This is a genomic window from Bathymodiolus heckerae thiotrophic gill symbiont (assembly GCF_900180345.1).
In the GTDB taxonomy this organism is placed as follows: Bacteria; Pseudomonadota; Gammaproteobacteria; order PS1; family Pseudothioglobaceae; genus Thiodubiliella.
Map to the genome: position 1 here is coordinate 1 of NZ_FXLV01000014.1, position 18,450 is coordinate 18,450.

Annotated in this window: 20 protein-coding genes and 1 pseudogene; 8 read left to right on the forward strand and 13 right to left on the reverse strand. The window is 40.9% G+C overall.

Annotation, left to right across the window (positions count from 1 at the left end):
• Positions 1-176: 176 nt before the first annotated feature.
• From CRYPD_RS02900 to CRYPD_RS02915, 4 genes are all read left to right on the forward strand, one after another.
• On the forward strand, positions 177-386 hold the full coding sequence (locus CRYPD_RS02900) for a hypothetical protein (protein ID WP_138146074.1): 210 nt from the start codon (positions 177-179) through the stop codon (positions 384-386).
• A gap of 241 nt (positions 387-627) precedes the next feature.
• On the forward strand, positions 628-987 hold the full coding sequence (locus CRYPD_RS02905; RefSeq protein ID WP_138146075.1) for a hypothetical protein: 360 nt from the start codon (positions 628-630) through the stop codon (positions 985-987).
• Between the two features lie 41 nt (positions 988-1,028).
• The gene (locus CRYPD_RS02910; protein WP_138146076.1) at positions 1,029-2,123 is read left to right on the forward strand and encodes a cupin domain-containing protein; all 1,095 of its coding nucleotides are present in this window, start codon (positions 1,029-1,031) and stop codon (positions 2,121-2,123) included.
• A 2-nt stretch (positions 2,124-2,125) separates the two neighbouring features.
• Complete coding sequence (locus CRYPD_RS02915) at positions 2,126-2,992, forward strand: DMT family transporter (protein WP_138146077.1); 867 nt, start codon at positions 2,126-2,128, stop codon at positions 2,990-2,992.
• Between the two features lie 7 nt (positions 2,993-2,999).
• Here the strand turns inward: CRYPD_RS02915 and CRYPD_RS02920 are convergent, their stop codons facing one another.
• From CRYPD_RS02920 to CRYPD_RS02930, 3 genes are all read right to left on the reverse strand, one after another.
• On the reverse strand, positions 3,000-3,338 hold the full coding sequence (locus CRYPD_RS02920) for a HopJ type III effector protein (protein ID WP_138146078.1): 339 nt from the start codon (positions 3,336-3,338) through the stop codon (positions 3,000-3,002).
• A 12-nt stretch (positions 3,339-3,350) separates the two neighbouring features.
• Positions 3,351-5,999 carry a pyruvate dehydrogenase (acetyl-transferring), homodimeric type gene (gene aceE, locus CRYPD_RS02925; protein WP_138146079.1) on the reverse strand — a complete coding sequence of 883 codons (2,649 nt, stop codon included), beginning with the start codon at positions 5,997-5,999 and terminating at the stop codon, positions 3,351-3,353.
• Positions 6,000-6,062: 63 nt separating this feature from the next.
• Positions 6,063-6,440 (reverse strand): SoxR reducing system RseC family protein, encoded by a 378-nt coding sequence (locus tag CRYPD_RS02930; RefSeq protein ID WP_138146080.1) that lies wholly within the window; start codon positions 6,438-6,440, stop codon positions 6,063-6,065.
• A gap of 36 nt (positions 6,441-6,476) precedes the next feature.
• Between CRYPD_RS02930 and CRYPD_RS02935 the strand changes: the two genes are divergently transcribed.
• Positions 6,477-7,850 carry a phosphomannomutase/phosphoglucomutase gene (locus tag CRYPD_RS02935; RefSeq protein ID WP_138146081.1) on the forward strand — a complete coding sequence of 458 codons (1,374 nt, stop codon included), beginning with the start codon at positions 6,477-6,479 and terminating at the stop codon, positions 7,848-7,850.
• Positions 7,851-8,195: 345 nt separating this feature from the next.
• Here the strand turns inward: CRYPD_RS02935 and CRYPD_RS02940 are convergent.
• From CRYPD_RS02940 to hpf, 3 genes and pseudogenes are all read right to left on the reverse strand, one after another.
• A pseudogene (locus CRYPD_RS02940) lies at positions 8,196-8,489 on the reverse strand (type 1 glutamine amidotransferase domain-containing protein); the annotation flags it as partial.
• 73 nt (positions 8,490-8,562) lie between these two features.
• Positions 8,563-9,915, reverse strand: a complete 1,353-nt coding sequence (mgtE, locus tag CRYPD_RS02945; protein ID WP_138146082.1) for a magnesium transporter — start codon at positions 9,913-9,915, stop codon at positions 8,563-8,565.
• Between the two features lie 21 nt (positions 9,916-9,936).
• Positions 9,937-10,230: a ribosome hibernation-promoting factor, HPF/YfiA family gene (hpf, locus tag CRYPD_RS02950; protein WP_138146083.1), complete on the reverse strand. Its 294-nt coding sequence runs from the start codon at positions 10,228-10,230 to the stop codon at positions 9,937-9,939.
• Between the two features lie 160 nt (positions 10,231-10,390).
• Between hpf and CRYPD_RS02955 the strand changes: the two genes are divergently transcribed.
• The 3 genes from CRYPD_RS02955 (at position 10,391) to argF (ending at position 12,724) form a co-directional block, all read left to right on the forward strand.
• A complete protein-coding gene (locus CRYPD_RS02955) occupies positions 10,391-10,594 on the forward strand; it encodes a hypothetical protein (RefSeq protein ID WP_138146084.1) in 204 nt (67 codons plus the stop codon).
• 63 nt (positions 10,595-10,657) lie between these two features.
• The gene (locus CRYPD_RS02960; RefSeq protein ID WP_138146085.1) at positions 10,658-11,812 is read left to right on the forward strand and encodes an aspartate aminotransferase family protein; all 1,155 of its coding nucleotides are present in this window, start codon (positions 10,658-10,660) and stop codon (positions 11,810-11,812) included.
• 15 nt (positions 11,813-11,827) lie between these two features.
• Positions 11,828-12,724, forward strand: coding sequence for an ornithine carbamoyltransferase (gene argF, locus CRYPD_RS02965; protein WP_138146086.1), 897 nt, complete (start codon positions 11,828-11,830; stop codon positions 12,722-12,724).
• A gap of 106 nt (positions 12,725-12,830) precedes the next feature.
• Here argF and cdd read toward each other — a convergent pair whose 3' ends face one another.
• The 7 genes from cdd to ilvC form a co-directional block, all read right to left on the reverse strand.
• Positions 12,831-13,484, reverse strand: a complete 654-nt coding sequence (gene cdd / locus CRYPD_RS02970; RefSeq protein ID WP_138146087.1) for a cytidine deaminase — start codon at positions 13,482-13,484, stop codon at positions 12,831-12,833.
• Positions 13,415-13,774 (reverse strand): hypothetical protein, encoded by a 360-nt coding sequence (locus tag CRYPD_RS02975; protein ID WP_138146088.1) that lies wholly within the window; start codon positions 13,772-13,774, stop codon positions 13,415-13,417. The genes cdd and CRYPD_RS02975 overlap by 70 nt, the downstream gene beginning before the upstream one ends.
• Before the next feature lie 23 nt (positions 13,775-13,797).
• Complete coding sequence (locus CRYPD_RS02980; protein WP_138146089.1) at positions 13,798-14,502, reverse strand: epoxyqueuosine reductase QueH; 705 nt, start codon at positions 14,500-14,502, stop codon at positions 13,798-13,800.
• On the reverse strand, positions 14,490-14,912 hold the full coding sequence (locus CRYPD_RS02985; protein ID WP_138146090.1) for a hypothetical protein: 423 nt from the start codon (positions 14,910-14,912) through the stop codon (positions 14,490-14,492). The genes CRYPD_RS02980 and CRYPD_RS02985 overlap by 13 nt, the downstream gene beginning before the upstream one ends.
• Positions 14,909-16,441, reverse strand: coding sequence for a 2-isopropylmalate synthase (locus CRYPD_RS02990; RefSeq protein WP_138146091.1), 1,533 nt, complete (start codon positions 16,439-16,441; stop codon positions 14,909-14,911). Before CRYPD_RS02990 ends, CRYPD_RS02985 begins: the two co-directional genes overlap by 4 nt.
• Before the next feature lie 182 nt (positions 16,442-16,623).
• Positions 16,624-17,373, reverse strand: coding sequence for a CDP-diacylglycerol--serine O-phosphatidyltransferase (gene pssA / locus CRYPD_RS02995; protein ID WP_138146092.1), 750 nt, complete (start codon positions 17,371-17,373; stop codon positions 16,624-16,626).
• 66 nt (positions 17,374-17,439) lie between these two features.
• A complete protein-coding gene (gene ilvC, locus CRYPD_RS03000; protein ID WP_138146093.1) occupies positions 17,440-18,444 on the reverse strand; it encodes a ketol-acid reductoisomerase in 1,005 nt (334 codons plus the stop codon).
• Positions 18,445-18,450: the final 6 nt, after the last annotated feature.

Consider the following 18,450-nt stretch of genomic DNA (forward strand, 5'->3'; position numbering starts at 1 on the left):
TTGTCATGAAGCGACTCAACACAAGACCTCGAAAAACACGAGGTGTGAAACAACCAGTTGAGTTATTTTTAGGAAAGGCTGTTGATTTATTAACGGCTTAGGAGAAATTGCACTTAATGTGCGAATTTAAGTATTCATAAATGCTGTTTTATTCCATAAGAGACCTTTGCATAAATATGAATAATCATCAAAAATCCACTTTTCACCCGCTTGGCAATTTTTTACACCCAGCCTTAGCCCTGCTAGGACAAGGTTTAATAAAATCACCAATCTGGCAAAAATTGAATTTTGCTAATCATCCCTATTTATGCAAAGGTCTCCATAAAAATAAATATTTATGTGGTTTTTTTATTCTATTCGTGGAAACGAGAGTATTTGCCAGATAATAACCAAAGACTGATATAGCATCTGTAACATTTTCAAGGACAATAGTACAAAGTAGGGAAGGGTTTGTAACCCTTCCTAGGGTTGTAAGCTTCTCCTTACTTACAAAAATTGACGGGAAAAGGAAGGGTTACAAACCCTTACCTACTTATAGAAGCGCGGGGGCAATGCTTTACTGGGTTTTTTGTTTAGTGGGGGTTTTGTGTTAAAATTGGATTTTTTTTTGTGTGTAGGGTGAGTGAGATGGATAAGACGAAAGTGGATGATATGTTAATTGAGATGATTACGCCTAAGGTTAAGGAGATTGAGGAGAATTTTTCTCAGGGTAAGGGACTTTCTCAGGATGATATTAATACTTTGCTGTTGAAATCGCAGTATAACCATATTAATCATTTGGATTTGAAGCTGAATGAGGTTACGCACAGTGTGGTGGCGCTTGAGGGGAAGTTTGACAGAAAGTTTGTGGCGCTTGAGGCGAAGTTTGAGCTACTTGCTGAGAAGGTGGAACATTCTATTCAGAAGGCGTTAAATAGAAATATGTGGTCTTTGTTTGCAATAATGGGATTCTTTTTGACGCTTTCTAAGATTATTGATAAGTTTTAAGTCGTATTTCGGTCTGTTGACATAAACTTTGCTTATTACTAGTGATACATTTTGAAAAAATATCTCAACAGCAATTTTTGCAAGAATATTGGCAAAAAAAACCCTTGTTAATTAAACAGGCTTTGCCTGATTTTATTTCTCCGATTACATCCGATGAGTTGGCTGGACTGGCACTTGAAGAGGTGTTTGAATCTCGACTAATTACAGGTTGTGCGGGGGCGGCGTGGTCATTGCGTAATGGAGCTTTTACGGAGCAGGATTTTTTGAATATGCCAGCCCGAGATTGGACACTGTTGGTGCAAGGAGTGGACAGGTATATTGATGAGGTGGGTGATTTGGTCTCGCACTTTGATTTTATTCCTCGGTGGCGTTTTGATGATGTGATGATTTCTTATGCTACAACAGGTGGGGGTGTGGGGCCACATTTTGATTATTATGATGTATTTTTATTGCAAGGAACGGGAAAAAGGCGTTGGCATTTGAGTGCAAAAAATTGTGAGATGGGGAATTATTTGGCAGGAGTTCCGTTGAGAATTATGGATAAATTTGAAGCAGAGCAGGTGTTTGTTGTTGAGCCGGGAGATGTGCTTTATGTACCACCAAAAGTGGCGCATCATGGCGTGAGTTTGGATGAAGATTGCACAACGCTGTCTTTTGGATATCGGGCTTATGGGGCGTGTGAATTGTTTGAATTTATGGACAGGCCTTGTCCTGATGGGATGAAAACCGATTATTACCAAGATCCGCAGTGGCGTGATATCGGGCAGCCTGCATTGATTCCTGATAGTGCTATTCGGCAAGCACAAATTTTGCTGGATATTGACAGTGTGCAGTTTGCCCAATTTGTAACAAAGTTGGATGCGATGGATGTGCAGACTTTGCAATTATTTGAGTATGAAAATCAAGATGAAGACTTTGATGTGTGCGGTCGTTATCAACTTTATTCTGTATGTAAGATTGCTTATTTGCAAGAAAATAATGCGGTTCGGATGTTTGTGAATGGGGAGGAAGTTGAGTTTAAAGGGGTTGATAAAGGGGATTTGATGGATTTTTGTAACAAACGGCGTGTTGATTCATTACATTGTTCAGAACTCGCTAAACAACTGTTTGAGCAAAATCTAATCTTTTTAATGTAACAATGCCAATAACACTGGTTTTTTTATCCGTTGTTGCTATTTGGTCAACTACCCCACTTGCAATTGTTTGGTCAACGCTTGGTAGCAGTCATAGTTTTGGTGTTGCCGCAAGAATGGTGCTTGGGCTTAGTATTTGTTTATTGCTACTGCTAATAAAAAAGCAAAAACTCACCTTAACGCCGTTAAGTTTGTGGAACTATTGGTATGCTGGTTTGGGTGTATTTGTTACTATGAGTTTGATTTATTATGCTTCACAAAATCTGACCTCTGGTGTTATCTCTATAATATTTGGTTTAACGCCTATTGTAACTGGGGTATTTGCACTAATATTGCTGAGAGATAAATTTTTTGGTTTTAACAAAATGATTGGTTTGCTGTTAGGTTTGAGTGGATTGATTGTTATTTTTTCTCATTCTTTAGTGGAATCAACAGACCTTGTTCGTGGGCTTTTAGCAGTTACCTTGGGCATGACTTTTCAGGCGTTTATATCGGTCAAACTCAAACAAATCAACGCCCAAATTTCAGTATTAGAAACCACCACAGGTGCCTTGTTGTTTAGCACTCCTTTATTTGTTATTATGTGGCTTTTCAGTGAAGGTTCGGTGCCTGAAATCACCCTTAAAGGCGTGCTCTCTATAGGTTATTTATCTACATTTGGCTCGGTCGTTGGCTTTATGTCTTATTACTATTTAATCAAGCACGCTAGCGTGAGGGTGGTGGGCATTGTGCCACTGATAACCCCTGTTTTTGCTTTGCTATTGGGGTCGTTATTTAACAACGAAACCCTTTCGTTAATGCAGGTTGGTGGCATCGTCCTTGTGTTAACTGGTTTAGGCTATTACGAATATGGGGCAAAGGCCTCGAAATAGGATTGTTTTATTTCTTAACAAGTGCTGAGGATTTAAACTGTAAACCTTTCCAGCCGTAAGTAATAAAATTGCGGATATTTTGGTGTGCAGTGCCTTGAGGGTCGTTAAGAACGGCTTGGTAGTGTTCGCCAAAGCAGTGTAGTGTTTCCAAAGGAGTTAATTGATGGATAATGGCAAAGCCAAATAATTTAGCACTCCCTTGGTTCTCATTCTCAGAATTTTCAAGCGTGCCATTAATGAATGATGCTGGCGTATGGTCGAAGTTATCTTCAATTAACTCCATTAAGTCTGCAAACTTCATTGCTGCACCTGATCTAAGTTCTTCTAAATATACTTCTTGTGTCATTTTTCCACCTTGTTATACCGTCATTGGATTTGACTTCTCTATATCGACACCATATTTTTTAATTGCATCGATAACGATGGATGCGTCCATTTGTCCTTCATCAACTAAGGCTTTAAGCGTGGCAATTGTCACATAATTAGCATCAACTTCAAAGAAATCTCTAAGGGCAGCCCGTGAATCTGAACGACCAAAACCGTCTGTACCTAGAACTTCGTAGCGATTGGGGATGTATTTACGCACTTGTTCGGCGTAATTACGCATATAGTCGGTGGTAGCAATTACAGGGCCTTTTGTTCCTGCTAGGCATTGGGTGATATAAGGCACTTTGGGCGGCTCTGCGCTGAATCTATTCTCCCTATCAATCGCCTGCGCTTCACGAGTTAGTTCATTAAAACTGGTAACCGACCAAATGCTAGATTTCACTCCCCAGTCCTCTGCCAGCATTTGTGCGGCTCTTTCGACTTCTCTGAGAATAGTGCCACAGCCCATCAACTGCACTTGCTTAACACCTGTACCGACTTCTTTTAGCGGGTAAATGCCCTTGATAATACCTTTTTCTACGCCTTTGGGTATTTCTGGATGCGTGTAAAGCTCGTTCATGGTGGTGATGTAGTAGAAAATATTTTCATGATTTTCATACATTCTGACCAGTCCACTACGAACAATCACTGCCAACTCATACGCATAAGTTGGGTCATAAGAAATACAGTTTGGAATGGTGTTGGCAACCAAATGCGAATCGCCGTCTTGGTGTTGCAAGCCCTCGCCATTTAGCGTGGTGCGCCCTGCCGTGCCACCGATTAAGAAACCTTTGGCCTGCATATCGCCCGCTGCCCATGCCAAATCACCCACCCGCTGAAACCCAAACTTAGAGTAATAAATATAAAACGGAATCATAGTGGTGTTGTGCGTGGCATAAGCCGTGGCTGCGGCAATCCAATCAGAAATTGCGCCCGCTTCGTTAATACCCTCTTGTAATACTTGACCTTTCTTGTCTTCCTTATACCACATCATTTTGTCAGAATCTTCTGGCTGATAAAGCTGCCCCGAAGCGGAATAAATACCCAACTGCCTAAACAAGCCCTCCATGCCAAAAGTGCGTGCCTCATCAGGGATAATGGGCACGATTTTAGGGCCGAGTTGCTTGTCACGCACCAATAATGACATAATACGATTAAGTGCCATAGTGGTTGACAATTCCCGCTCACCACTGGCGTCCAATAAGGCTTTGAAAACTTCTAATTCTGGCACCTTTAAGGTCTCTAGTTGAAACGAACGTACAGGCAATGAGCCACCTAATTTTTGGCGTTGGGCGTTCATATAAATCATTTCTTCGCTGTCATCGGCTGGTTTATAAAAATTAAGTTGCCTGACATCTTCTTCGGTAACAGGAATGTCAAATCGTTTGGCAAATTTTTCTACCTGTTCAAGTCCGAGTTTTTTCTGCGAATGTGTGGTATTTTGACCTTCTCCCGCCTCGCCCATGCCGTAACCTTTAACCGTTTTAGCCAAAATAACCGTTGGCTTGTCGCTGCACGCTTTAGCAGCGTGGTAGGCTTGGAATACTTTAAAAGGGTCATGACCGCCACGATTAAGGCGATAAATCTCTTCATCACTTAAATGTTCAACCATGGCAAGTAATTCTGGATATTTACCAAAAAAATGCTTACGCACATACGCACCATCTTTGGCTTTATAGGCTTGATATTCACCGTCCACCACTTCTTCCATGCGTTTTTTCAGTAATCCCCTACTGTCTTTGGCGAGCAACTTGTCCCACTCACCACCCCAAATCACTTTAAGCACATTCCAGCCTGCGCCACGAAACATACCCTCCAACTCTTGAATAATCTTACCGTTACCACGCACGGGGCCATCTAGGCGCTGAAGGTTGCAATTAATCACAAAAATTAAGTTGTCTAATTTCTCACGCCCCGCCACAGAAATAGCACCTAAGGATTCCGGCTCATCCATTTCACCGTCGCCCAAATACGCCCAAACCGTGCGTTTATCAGTTGACTGAATATCACGGTGATGCAGATATTTCATAAATCGTGCTTGATAAATTGCCATGATGGGTCCTAGACCCATTGAAACAGTTGGAAACTGCCAAAAATCTGGCATTAGCCAAGGGTGTGGATACGAGCTAAGCCCGTCCTTGCCTGCCTCTTGGCGAAACAACAACATTTGTGCCTCGGTAATGCGCCCTTCTAAAAAAGCACGCGAATAAATACCAGGTGAAATATGCCCTTGAAAGAAAATCAAGTCTGCACCCTGATCGGCATCAGGCCCCCGATAAAAATGGTTAAAACCTACCTCATACAAAGTAGCACTGGAGGCAAATGAAGCAATATGCCCGCCTAAATCATACGGCAGTTGATTGGCTTTTACCACCATCACCATTGCGTTCCAACGGACAATGGCAGAGATTCTTGTCTCAATACCTACGCTAATATCCATTGCTACTTCTTTTTCCTTGGCAATACTATTAAGATAAGAGGTGTTAACGCCCGTCGGCAAATCCATACCCTCGCGATGTGCCATGTCCATCAGTTGGTTTAATAAAAATTTAGCACGGTCATCGCCCTCAACACGGGCAACAGATTTAAAGGCTTCTAGCCATTCTTGGGTTTCTAGAGGATCAGTATCTTGAGTTGGCATAATCGGCAGAATTCATTTATAAAAAATACACTAATTATCCCAAAATTACATCTCTTTAAAAGCCTACTTTACAAAATATTTTGTTAAGGATAGTGAAACAAAAAAACCCATAAAAGCAAACACAATTTGTCCTATTTCATGGCTTGGATACAAAGCAGCACCCAGCATTCCACCTGCAAATAATGACAACAATGGTAGCATATAAAGCTGAAAAGCACGATAAAACAATGCGTTTGATGAAATCTCTAAAGTAACAAAATCACCAATTTCCACGCCATTTTTTAATGGCTTATTAAACACAGAATAATGATCAAAATAATTCGCAAGTATCCCCGTGCCACATCCACTACTCGCAGAACAACTGTGGCAGCCTGACGAACGATTAACCTTCAATTTCATCATCTGGTTTTCAATTTCAATAACTTCAAACTTTTCTTTCATTAAAATAAGCGATTGTTTTTTTAATATTTTATCAGTATGCCACTTTCAAAATCAATCTTTAAGGCCTACGATATTCGGGGTATTGTCAAGGATGAACTCACACCTGAAATTGTCGAACTTATTGGTCAAGCGATTGGCAGTGAATCAATTGCCAAAGGCGAGCGCGGCGTGGTAGTGGGGCGTGATGGGCGCCTGAGTGGGATTGAATTAATGCAGGCATTAAAATCAGGGCTGAAAAAAAGTGGCTGCCATGTGGTGGATATTGGTATGGTGCCTACGCCGCTGGTGTATTACGCCACTTACACAAAAGCAGCCACTTCTGGGGTAATGATTACAGGCTCGCACAATCCGCCTGAGTATAACGGCTTTAAGATTATGATTGCGGGCGAGACGCTATCGGGCGAGCGTATTGAGGCACTGTATCAACGCATTCAAAATAACGATTTTTGCTCAGGTCATGGCACTTCGACAAGGGTGGATATTGAGGATGATTATATTGAGCGTATTGCCTCTGATATTAAATTAGAAAAACCGCTGCATATTGTGGTGGATGCGGGAAATGGCGTTGCGGGCAATATTGCGCCAAAATTATTTGAGCAACTCGGTGCTAAAGTAACTAAGTTGTTTTGCCTAGTGGATGGTAATTTTCCCAATCATCATCCCGACCCCTCTAAACTCCATAACCTTGAAGACATTATCAAAGAGGTCAAAAATACAGGTGCAGATATGGGCTTCGCCTTTGATGGCGATGGCGATAGATTGGGTCTGATTGACAACAAAGGCGGGGTAATTTGGGCAGATAGACAGATGATTTTATACGCCCGTGACATCCTCAAACGCAACGCTGGCGCTAAAATCGTATTTGATGTTAAATGCTCTTCTCAATTGCCAAAAGACATCATTGAGCATGGCGGCGAGGCGATTATGTCACGCACAGGACACAGTTTTATTAAAGCCAAATTAAAAGCAACGGGCGCAGCACTTGGTGGCGAAATGAGTGGGCATATTTTCTTCAAAGAACGCTGGTATGGCTTTGACGATGCACTTTACACAGGCGCTAGACTACTGGAAATCCTCTCAAAAACTGATAAAACCTGCGCCCAAGTTTTTGCCGATTTGCCTGATAGCATCAACACACCAGAGATTAACATTCACTTTGATGAGCAAGGGCAACAATTCAATGCAATGGACAAATTAGCCAAAAACATCGATTTCCCCCAGGCAAAAATCACCACCATTGACGGCGTTCGAGTGGATTATGACAACGGCTGGGGCTTGGTTCGTCCCTCCAACACCATGCCTTGCTTGGTGCTTAGATTTGAAGCAAATGATGAAAAAACTTTAAAAGAAATTCAACAAAAATTTAGAATTTGGTTAGAAGGTAACAATATTTCTACTCAAGATTTTTAATAATGAGAATGCCTATATTGACAATGGGTCTTAACTAAATTATATTTGTTCATTTTTTGTTTATGCGTTTAGTTTGTTAATAATCGCCTCTGCGACACTTTTACTGGATTGAGGATTTTACCCTGTAATAATATTATCATCAATCTCAACATGGTTAGACCATTCGCTGAATTTAATATAATTTGCACCATTTTTAAGCAATTCATCTTCTAGAGACCTTTGCATAAATATGAATAATCATCAAAAATCCACTTTTCACCCGCTTGGCAATTTTTTTAAACCCAGCCTTAGTCCTGCTAGGACAAGGTTTAAGAAAATCACCAATCTGGCAAAAATTGAATTTTGCTAATCATCCCTATTTATGCAAAGGTCTCTTCTATAAAGAAAAGGCATATTTTTATCTTGCTCAGCAGCTATTTCCTCCTCGTTTGTGAATCCTGTTATGCGCCGTCCAGCAAGCAGCGATTGTCTGTTTTTTAAAGTAGCACCAACAAAACAGGCTGGACCATGACAAACTGCGGCAATTATTTTATTGTTTTTATAAAATTTTCGCAGGATGTTGTTAATATCAGAATTATTTGGCAAATCAAACATCGTACCATGGCCGCCAGGGAAAAATACCGCATCGTAATCATCAGGATTGACGGTTGATAATCAGTAATATTCAACCAAATCACTCAACTTGATTCATTCTCACTTATTTGTTAAGGTGTTAGGAAACTAAGGTTGCCAAACCGAGAAAGGCCACAAAACCAATCACATCAGTGATGGTGGTGAGAATAACGCCGCCAGCGAGTGCGGGGTCGATTTTGAATTTATGTAATAACGAGGGCAAAATCGCCCCTGCAAAGGCGGCAAAGATTAGATTAACAATAACTGCCAATGCGATAACCAAACTGAGTGTGAAATCTGCGAACCAAGCATAAGTTGCTGCACTGATAACCAAAGACCAAACAATGCCATTTAAAAAGCCAATGGCCACTTCTTTGTTCATTAATACCTTAAGATTAGAAGTTGTTACCCTGCCTGTTGCTATGCCGCGTGTTACCAAAATAAGCGTCTGTGTGCCAGCAATACCGCCCATGGATGCGACCACTGGCATCAGGATAGCTAGGGCGATTTTTTCTTGTAAAGTTGCCTCAAAAAGACCAATAAAAAACACCGCAATAAAGACGGTAATTAGATTAACACCTAACCAAATACTGCGGCGTTTAGTGCTCTGCATAACAGGGGCAAACACATCTTCTTCTTCATCCAAGCCTGCCATTGACATCACTGAATGCTCGGCTTCATCACGAATCACATCGACCACATCGTCAATGGTAATACGGCCAATCAACTGCTTGTTTTTATCCACCACAGGGGCAGAAATCAAATCACGGCGTTCAAACAAATTGGCAACTTCATTCTCAGGCATATCTGCCACAATCGGGTGCAAGTTTTTGTTAATAAGTGGCGCAATATGCTGCTCTGCCTCATTTGTCAATAAAGTAGAAATGTGAATTGAGCCTAGATATTTATACGCACGGTCAACCACAAACACCTGGTCGGTATCAATCGGCATTTCTTTTAACAAACGCAGATAACGGATCACGGTGCGCACGGTTACATCATCACGCACAGTAATGATATCAATATTCATCAAGCCGCCAGCAGAATCCTCAGGATAAGAGAGCACACGCTTGAGGTGGTCTCGGTGCTTGTAATCTAAAGTTAACAGTAGATTGTGCAGTGCCGACTCAGGCAAATCAGGCACAATATCTGCTAAATCATCCATATCCAAGACTTCTAAAGCCTCAACGATTGAATCAACAGCCATTTCACTGAGTAATTGTGCACGCACTTTCTCGCTTAAATCTTTGAGAATATCGCCTTGAGTACCAGTATCGATATTAGCCCAAAGTTGCGCTCTATCCTTAGGTGGAATAGCTTCTAATAGGCGAGCGATTTCAGCCGTATGTAAATCGGATAATTGAGAGGTGGCTTCTTCATATAAAGAAGCCTCCAAAGATGTCATTAATCTTTGGAGGCATTCTTCAAAAGAAGTATGTTTAACTTCTATCATTTGTTTAACACTCTATTGAGTTTATTTTCTGTGGTTATTGATTTTCTCTTTGTGTTTTCTAACTTGTGCATCTAGTTTGTTGACCATTTTGTCAATTGAGACATACATATCATCACTTTGTGCTTTTGCGAATAAATCCGCACCACTGATGTGAATAGTTGCTTCTGCTGTTTGTACATCCTTTTCAACTTCTAAAATCATATTGATATTAATCAAATAATCAAAGTGGTGTTTGATTTTAGCTAATTTTTCTTCTGAATGTTGTCTGATTGCGTCGGTAATGTCAAGATGATGACCAGAAATACTTAATTGCATAAATGCTCCTTGTTATATTTTGAAAAAATTTTCAATTTAATTGTGCCATAAAATCAAACAAGTTGTAAAGTATTTATCAAATTGTATGCCAAATAATAAACGCCATAAAACATAATTTTCGGTATAATCACTTCTTTTTTACAAGTTTAGGAGTGTCAGTATGGACGCAGTCAGCAAAGAAAGCAATGAATTAAGTATGAAAAGAATCGCATTACAGAAAACTTTTACAGCCTATAACGAAGCCAATGATTTTTCATATGAAGAGTGGGTTAATCCACCAGCAGGTCATTTCTACGAAGGCTACAAAAAAGAATTAGCCGAAATTGACAACCAAATGGCACCGCCTTTACAATACCAATCATAATCAAATCTGATTGGTAATAAAAGCCCCATTTTGGGGCTTTTTGTTTTTTTGAGATAAACCACAATGTCTTATTTAATGTCAAATTATGCACCACTTGAAGTTACCTTTATCAAAGGTGAAGGTTGCTATTTGACAGACACAAAAGGTGATAAATATCTAGATGCGCTGTCAGGCGTTGGTGTAGTTGGCTTGGGTCATTGCCATCCCAGCATTACCAAAGCCATACAGACACAAGCGGCAGAATTATTACACACCAGCAACTGGTATCACATCCAGCACCAAGAAGTATTAGCCGAAAAACTCTGCAATCTGTCTAATATGGACAACGCTTTTTTTGCCAACTCAGGCGCTGAGGCCAACGAGGCGGCTATTAAAATCGCCCGCCTACACGCACACGCCAACCATATTGATAATCCAGTTATCTTAAGCGCCAAGCAAAGTTTTCACGGGCGCACCATGGCGACGCTTTCTGCCACAGGCAACGAAAAAGTACAAGTAGGCTTTTCGCCTTTAGTGAGCGAATTTATCCACATTGACTTTAACGATATAAGCGCCATCAAAGCGCACACGAGCAATAAAAACATTGTAGCAATAATGCTTGAACCCATCCAAGGCGAAAGTGGCGTGATTGTGCCAGCGGATGATTACCTAAATCAAGTGCAGGCAATCTGTCAGGCGAACGACTGGCTACTAATCCTTGACGAGGTGCAAACGGGCATTGGCCGCACAGGCAAACTATTTGCCTATCAATACAACGACATTACCCCCGATGTGCTTACTCTAGCCAAAGGCTTAGGCAACGGCGTGCCGATTGGTGCGTGCTTAGCAAAAGGTAAGGCCGCTGCCCTGTTTACCCTTGGCACACACGGTTCAACCTTTGGTGGCAATCCATTGGCTTGCAAAACTGCACTCAGCGTGCTTGACACCATCGAAAAAGACAAAATCCTTGACAATGTTGTGCAAATGGGTGAGTATTTGGTTGCAAATTTGCAATCAAAACTCACTACCAATAAAGTCGTTGAAATCCGCTCAAAAGGCTTGATGATTGCCATTCAACTCAATCAAGATTGTACCGAATTACTGAACGCTGCCCTAAAGAAAAAACTACTAATTAATATCACTGGGCGCTCTATACGCCTATTACCGCCGCTGATTATTAATCAAGTTGAGGCGGACAATATCATCAATACCCTTGATGAACTACTAAGCATCCTATAAGTGAAGGAGAGTTGTATGAAGCATTTTATTAATCTAGATGATTTGTCAAGCAAGGATTTAAATCAAATTATTGACAGTGCAATCGTCCTAAAAAAACAACATAAATCAGGACAAATCAACCAAACCCTAGCGCACAAAACGCTGGCAATGATTTTTGACAAATCCTCCACACGCACTCGTGTTTCCTTTGAAGCAGGTATGGCACAGCTCGGCGGACATGCCCTGTTTTTATCAAACAGGGACATTCAGCTAGGGCGAGGCGAGGCCATCGTTGACAGCGCTATTGTTATCGGCTCAATGGTGGATGCAATCTTAATGCGTGTGTCCTCACACCAAGACATTAACACCTTTGCGCAAAACGCCAATGTGCCAATCATCAACGCCCTATCCGATGAATCCCACCCCTGCCAACTGTTGGCAGATATGATGACTTACAAAGAACACAAAGGCGACATTCAGGGCAAAACAGTGGCTTGGATTGGCGATGGCAACAATATGTGCCATACTTATATGCAAGCGGCACAAGCGTTTAACTTCACACTCAACATTGCCACCCCCGAAAACTACCAGCCATACCCAAGTTTTATGGAAAAATACGCCAGCCATGTTCGTTTATTCACCGACGCTCAATCGGCTTGCCAAGCTGTCGATTTAATAGTAACGGATGTTTGGGCAAGCATGGGGCAAGAAGACGAACAAAAGAAACGAGCGCTTGCTTTTAAAGATTTCCAAGTCAATGATGCGCTAATGTTACACGCAAAATCCGATGCTGCTTTTATGCACTGCCTGCCTGCCCACCGTGGAGAAGAAGTCAGTGTCAGCGTAATTGACGGCAAGCAAAGCCTAGTCTGGAACGAAGCCGAAAACCGCCTGCACGCACAAAAAGCCTTATTGCTCTATTTATTAAGTTAGCACCCCAAGACGGACAAGGCTCGTCGCTAGAGTTTTGATTATGATGTTAACAAAAAAAGGTATGTCATTGTCGTAATCAACAAGATTAAATGTTTTGACAATATTACTATTTAGCCGAAATATATTCAAGATTGATTGAGGGTGCTACTGAAGACAAGACCGCCTCTGTAACATCTTTTTGGCTAATAGAGTTCGACACTTCAACAAGTGAAGCGGCGATAATATTTAAATTTGCTTGAGCAGGCAAACTCATATTCATATATGCCAATGCAGACTCAATTGGGGACATACTTGGGTTGTAAGCAACATTCTCTGCGTAACACCCAGTATAAATTTGATTATTTAACCCAAGCAGAGAAACGCCACAATAATCTTTCGTATAGGGGGCGTAACTCGCATTTGCACCACCTAGTGCTGCCTGAGCAAGAGTCTCTTTACTTGCTATAGATAAATGATGAAACTCCGCCTCCATTAATCCTTTTTCTTTTTGATCAAAATTCTGAGGCTTAAAGGCATCTGGAAGATAATAACTTAAAGGTTTTTCTGTATAGGCACAACTTTTCTGATCTTCGTCTTTTTTAAGTAAAATATTAAGTGTTTTTGCTGTTGTGATTTCATAAAGAAATTGCCGACAATAACCGCAAGGGGCAGCGTTAATAGCAAGTGATTGCAAACCAGTTTCACCTTGAATTAATGCATGATTGACTGCTGATTGCTCTCCATGAACGCACAGACTGAGTGCCTCATTAGGAAACTCCATATTCGCCCCAAATAAAGATTACCTGGACCAGAAATTGGACTAGAAGGAGGCATACCTAAAGCCACTGCACCAACATAGAATTTTGAAATTGGTGCACGGGCGTATGCTTTTGCAATAGGCAATAATTTAATCATAAGAGAGCCAATTTCTATGTCTAATTTCTTAAGCCAACTGAGTGCCAACTCCGAAGGAATAACCGCTCCTTTTGAAAGAGCATCACGAAGCTCTTTTTGAATGACATCAGGAAATTCAGATAATGCTGAATTTAATGAAATATTTTTTGTTACCATAAGAAAGCCTCTATTTAATATAACTACTTATTAGGAATAACATTACTCAAACTTTTCATTGCTTCGGCATAAAATTTAACCCCTCTTTCAACTTTTTCTCGTCCATGAGACACACGCCATTTATTGGTATCGCGTAATGAATAAACGCAGCCACAATATTCTTGTTGGTAAAATTCTTCTTGTTTTGAGAGTTCCAACATCCTGGAAGAACCACCTTGCTTACGCCAATTAAAATCCCAATAAGTAATACCGTCAAATACATCAGCAGCACGCCCGCCACAACCATTAATTTGATTCATATCTTTCCAACGAGAAATACCCAAAGTAGAGGAAATTAAATCAAAACCATGTGCCTTGGCATACTCTGCCGTAACCTCAAAACGCATATCAAAACAAGTGGTGCATCGTGCGCCACGCTCTGGCTCATCTTCCTGCCCTTTAATTCTTGCAAACCATTCATCTTTGTTATAATCTGCATCAATAAACGGCATACCAAGTTTTTCAGCAAAGCGAATATTTTCCTCTTTACGCAATTCATATTCTTCTTGTGGGTGAATATTTGGGTTGTAAAAAAAGATAGTGGTGTCAATTTTTGACACTGCCAAAGCCTCCATAATCTCACCAGCACAAGGCGCACAACAAGAATGCATAAGTAACTTGGTTTCACCATTTGGTGTTTGCAATTTAGGGCGTTCATAGCCCGACAAACTGTAATCTATTTGAGACATACTTGCACCTTTTTTAACACTTCCCATGCTTCTCGTTTAAGCGTATCACTGGTCAAAATATCGCTCGGATGATGTATAACAAAATGATTATTTGCACCTAATACCAAGTCTTTACTCATTAATAACACCACTTTAGCGTCATATTGTCCCAGTGTATCAGTTAAGTCACTAACCTCAATATCAACACATTTAATATTCGATTTTTTTAGCCCAATAGCACCCAACATTTTAAATAAAAAATCTTGAATCTTACCAGTTTGACAAAAAGAGTGTGCATTTGGCGTTTCAATCACCAAACATTGCACGCATTTTTTTTGCACACTGGCTTCTATTACCTCAGCACGCTCAGCGTATAAAAACGCTGGCACACCAAATGCCTCTAAATAATTAGCACGCTCTAATTGATTCATATCTGTGGATGTGCCTTATCGACGGCTACTAAAATTTTATTCAAACCATGGATGTAAGCCTTAGCACTAGCAAGAATAATATCGGTATCTGCGCCTTGTCCATTAACAATACGCCCCTCACTCTCAAGACGCACATTAACTTCACCCAGTGCATCTGTGCCTTGCGTTACATTTGATACCGAATATAGTTGCAAATTCATATCTACGCCTACCAGTGAATTAATGGCACTAAAGGTAGCATCTACTGCACCTGATGTATTGGCGGTGGCTGATACTTCTTGACCGTCAATAACAAGCACAACCTGTGCTGAATTTTGTTTGTCTGTTTCACTGGAAACTTTAAGCGATACCAATTGAATACTTTCACATTCTTCGCTTTGAGATTCTGAAACCAATGCTTGTAGGTCTTCGTCAAAAATCTCATGCTTCTTGTCTGCCAATTCTTTAAAACTCTTAAAAGTAGCATTGAGCATATCATTATTCTCAAACTCAACACCAAGTTCTTGCATTTTAACTTTAAAGGCATTACGACCCGAATGTTTACCCATAACCAGTTTATTGGCATTCCAGCCAATATCTTCTGCCCGCATGATTTCGTAAGTCTCACGGTGTTTAAGCACACCATCTTGATGAATACCCGCTTCATGAGCAAAGGCATTAGCACCAACAATCGCTTTATTAGGTTGCACAATAAAACCCGTTACACTTGAAACCAAACGAGAAGCCGAGAGGATTTGCGTAGCGTCAATATTGGTATCACAATCAAAAATATCTTGACGAGTTCGCACTGCCATAACCACCTCTTCAAGCGAACTATTGCCTGCACGCTCGCCCAAGCCGTTAATGGTGCATTCAACTTGACGAGCACCATTTAGCACCGCTGATAGAGAATTAGCCACCGCTAGACCCAAATCATTATGGCAATGGGCTGAGAAAATTGCTTTATCAGAATTTGGAATGCGTTCAATCAAAGATTTAATAGTGGCACCAAATTGATGCGGCATATTGTAGCCCACAGTATCAGGAATATTGATAGTGGTCGCACCCGCATCAATTGTTGCCTCAATAATACGACAAAGGAAATCTTCGTCACTACGCCCTGCATCTTCAGGTGAAAACTCAATATCATCCGTCCAATTTCTAGCGCGTTGAACTGCACGAACTGCCTGTTCCACCACTTGATCAGGTGTCATCTTAAGTTTCATTTGCATATGAATATTGCTGGTAGCAATAAAGGTATGAATGCGTGATGAATTAGCACCTTTTAGTGCCTCGCCAGCACGGTCAATGTCTTTGTCCAATGCTCTTGCGAGTGAACAAATAGTGGCATCTTTAATGGTATTAGCAACCGCTTGGACAGCCTCAAAGTCTCCTTGTGAGGCAATGGCAAAACCTGCTTCAATAACATCTACACGCATTTTTTCTAGCACTTTGGCGATGCGTATTTTTTCGTCTTTGGTCATTGACGCACCGGGTGATTGCTCACCGTCTCTTAGGGTTGTGTCAAAAATAATTAGTTTGTTGGACATTTCTCTCTCCTGTATTTCGTTGTGTTTTTTTTTGCTTTGTTACTTTATAAGGGTGCTGGCCTTTCAGCCGAGCAAGATGATAGATTACCTTACGGTAATAATCGCAACAAAATCAGGAAAGTGTTTTGCTTGAATAGAGAGGTTTTAATCTGATTCGCCATAGCGGGTATTATAAATTAAATCTATTGTCTTTTTGCCTTTTTTTTCAACGCACGCTTTTTACGCACATCAATCATCGTCATAATCAAGCCAGATAAAGCATAAACCAAGAAAAATACAAACAAAATTGCACTTGGAGACAGTGTAATAACAATAATAATCAATATGGCAATTAGCAGCAATTTAAACGATGCCTTGCCTTTAAGGTTAACCTCTTTAAAGCTGTAATAACGAATATTACTTACCATCAACACGCCAGCACTCACTAAGATAATCCAGCTTACGATAGCCAGATATTGATCATACGGCGTTGTGCCAATAAACTCCTTAGTCCATACCAAGCCTGCAATAAGTGCCGCCGCCGCTGGTGAAGGCAGGCCTTGAAAATAGCGCTTATCTGCCACGCCGATTTGCGTATTAAAACGTGCCAAACGCAGTGCACTAGCAGCTGTATAAACAAATGCACCAATCCAACCAATCTGCTCCATCTCTGAAAGTTGCCAAAAATATATCAACAAAGCAGGCGCTACACCAAATGAAACCATATCTGCCATAGAATCATATTGCTCACCAAACGCACTTTGGGTATTAGTCAGTCGTGCCACACGCCCATCCAAACCGTCCCATACCATTGCCACAAAAATAGCAATAGCAGACTCTGCATACTGCCCTTGAGTCGCCAAAATAATGGAGAAAAAACCAGCAAACAGCCCAAATGTTGTTAAAACATTAGGCAACAAGTAAACCCCTCTTTTTATTTTATTAGTTTTCATTTGTTTAATTATAGTGCCCTAGAAATAAAAACGCCCAACTAGGTTGGGCGCTTAATGCCGTTTTTTTTAATTTTTACTTTGGTCAATAATTTTATTCTTAGCAATCCATGGCATCATTGAGCGCAGCGATTCGCCGATTTGTTCAATTTGATGCGCTCGCTGTACTTCACGGCGATCAGGGAGTTCGCCCACATTGGCTACAAACTCTTTGGCAAATGAGCCGTCTTGAATTTCGCTCAATATTTTCTTCATCTCTAACTTGGTTTCTGCAGTAATGATACGAGGTCCACGGGTTACATCACCGTATTCCGCTGTGTTTGAGATAGAATAACGCATATTGGCAATACCGCCTTCATACATCAAATCAACAATCAATTTAAGCTCGTGCAAACACTCAAAATACGCCATTTCTGGCTCGTAACCTGCCTCAACCAAAGTTTCAAAACCTGCTTGTACCAATGCCGTTGTGCCGCCACATAATACCGCTTGCTCGCCAAATAAATCGGTTTCCGTTTCTTCTCTAAATGAAGTCTCTAAAATACCAGTGCGCCCACCACCAATCGCTGATGCATAAGACAATGCGATGTCTTTTGCGTTGCCTGATACATCTTGCTGTACGGCGATTAAGTCAGGAATACCGCCACCTTTAACAAACTCTGAGCGCACTGTATGACCTGGTGCTTTCGGGGCAATCATAATCACATTCAAATCTGCTCTTGGCTTAATCATTTCAAAATGGATATTTAAACCGTGTGCAAATGCAAGTGTAGCGCCCTGTTTGAGGTTTGGCTCAATGTTATCTGCGTAAATTTGCGCTTGAAACTCATCTGGTGCTAGCACCATAACCAAATCTGCCCACGCTGTTGCGTCTTCAACTGATTTCACACTAAGCCCAGAGTCGCTCGCTTTTACAGCTGATGCTGAGCCCTCTCTTAAAGCAACCACCACTTCAACACCTGAATCTTTTAAATTATTTGCGTGCGCATAACCCTGAGAGCCATAACCAACAATTGCCACTTTCATGCCTTTAATAATATTTAAGTCTGTATCTTTATCGTAATATCTATTCATTTTTTC

What these genes read in the sequence shown, in the direction of transcription:
- CRYPD_RS02900 (WP_138146074.1), top strand. Translation starts at nt 177, where the DNA reads ATGAATAATCATCAAAAATCCACTTTTCACCCGCTTGGCAATTTTTTA.
- CRYPD_RS02905 (WP_138146075.1), top strand. Translation starts at nt 628, where the DNA reads ATGGATAAGACGAAAGTGGATGATATGTTAATTGAGATGATTACGCCT.
- CRYPD_RS02915 (WP_138146077.1), top strand. Translation starts at nt 2,126, where the DNA reads ATGCCAATAACACTGGTTTTTTTATCCGTTGTTGCTATTTGGTCAACT.
- CRYPD_RS02920 (WP_138146078.1), bottom strand. Translation starts at nt 3,338, where the DNA reads ATGACACAAGAAGTATATTTAGAAGAACTTAGATCAGGTGCAGCAATG.
- aceE (WP_138146079.1), bottom strand. Translation starts at nt 5,999, where the DNA reads ATGCCAACTCAAGATACTGATCCTCTAGAAACCCAAGAATGGCTAGAA.
- CRYPD_RS02930 (WP_138146080.1), bottom strand. Translation starts at nt 6,440, where the DNA reads ATGAAAGAAAAGTTTGAAGTTATTGAAATTGAAAACCAGATGATGAAA.
- CRYPD_RS02935 (WP_138146081.1), top strand. Translation starts at nt 6,477, where the DNA reads ATGCCACTTTCAAAATCAATCTTTAAGGCCTACGATATTCGGGGTATT.
- mgtE (WP_138146082.1), bottom strand. Translation starts at nt 9,915, where the DNA reads ATGATAGAAGTTAAACATACTTCTTTTGAAGAATGCCTCCAAAGATTA.
- hpf (WP_138146083.1), bottom strand. Translation starts at nt 10,230, where the DNA reads ATGCAATTAAGTATTTCTGGTCATCATCTTGACATTACCGACGCAATC.
- CRYPD_RS02955 (WP_138146084.1), top strand. Translation starts at nt 10,391, where the DNA reads ATGGACGCAGTCAGCAAAGAAAGCAATGAATTAAGTATGAAAAGAATC.
- CRYPD_RS02960 (WP_138146085.1), top strand. Translation starts at nt 10,658, where the DNA reads ATGTCTTATTTAATGTCAAATTATGCACCACTTGAAGTTACCTTTATC.
- argF (WP_138146086.1), top strand. Translation starts at nt 11,828, where the DNA reads ATGAAGCATTTTATTAATCTAGATGATTTGTCAAGCAAGGATTTAAAT.
- cdd (WP_138146087.1), bottom strand. Translation starts at nt 13,484, where the DNA reads ATGGAGTTTCCTAATGAGGCACTCAGTCTGTGCGTTCATGGAGAGCAA.
- CRYPD_RS02975 (WP_138146088.1), bottom strand. Translation starts at nt 13,774, where the DNA reads ATGGTAACAAAAAATATTTCATTAAATTCAGCATTATCTGAATTTCCT.
- CRYPD_RS02980 (WP_138146089.1), bottom strand. Translation starts at nt 14,502, where the DNA reads ATGTCTCAAATAGATTACAGTTTGTCGGGCTATGAACGCCCTAAATTG.
- CRYPD_RS02985 (WP_138146090.1), bottom strand. Translation starts at nt 14,912, where the DNA reads ATGAATCAATTAGAGCGTGCTAATTATTTAGAGGCATTTGGTGTGCCA.
- CRYPD_RS02990 (WP_138146091.1), bottom strand. Translation starts at nt 16,441, where the DNA reads ATGTCCAACAAACTAATTATTTTTGACACAACCCTAAGAGACGGTGAG.
- pssA (WP_138146092.1), bottom strand. Translation starts at nt 17,373, where the DNA reads ATGAAAACTAATAAAATAAAAAGAGGGGTTTACTTGTTGCCTAATGTT.
- ilvC (WP_138146093.1), bottom strand. Translation starts at nt 18,444, where the DNA reads ATGAATAGATATTACGATAAAGATACAGACTTAAATATTATTAAAGGC.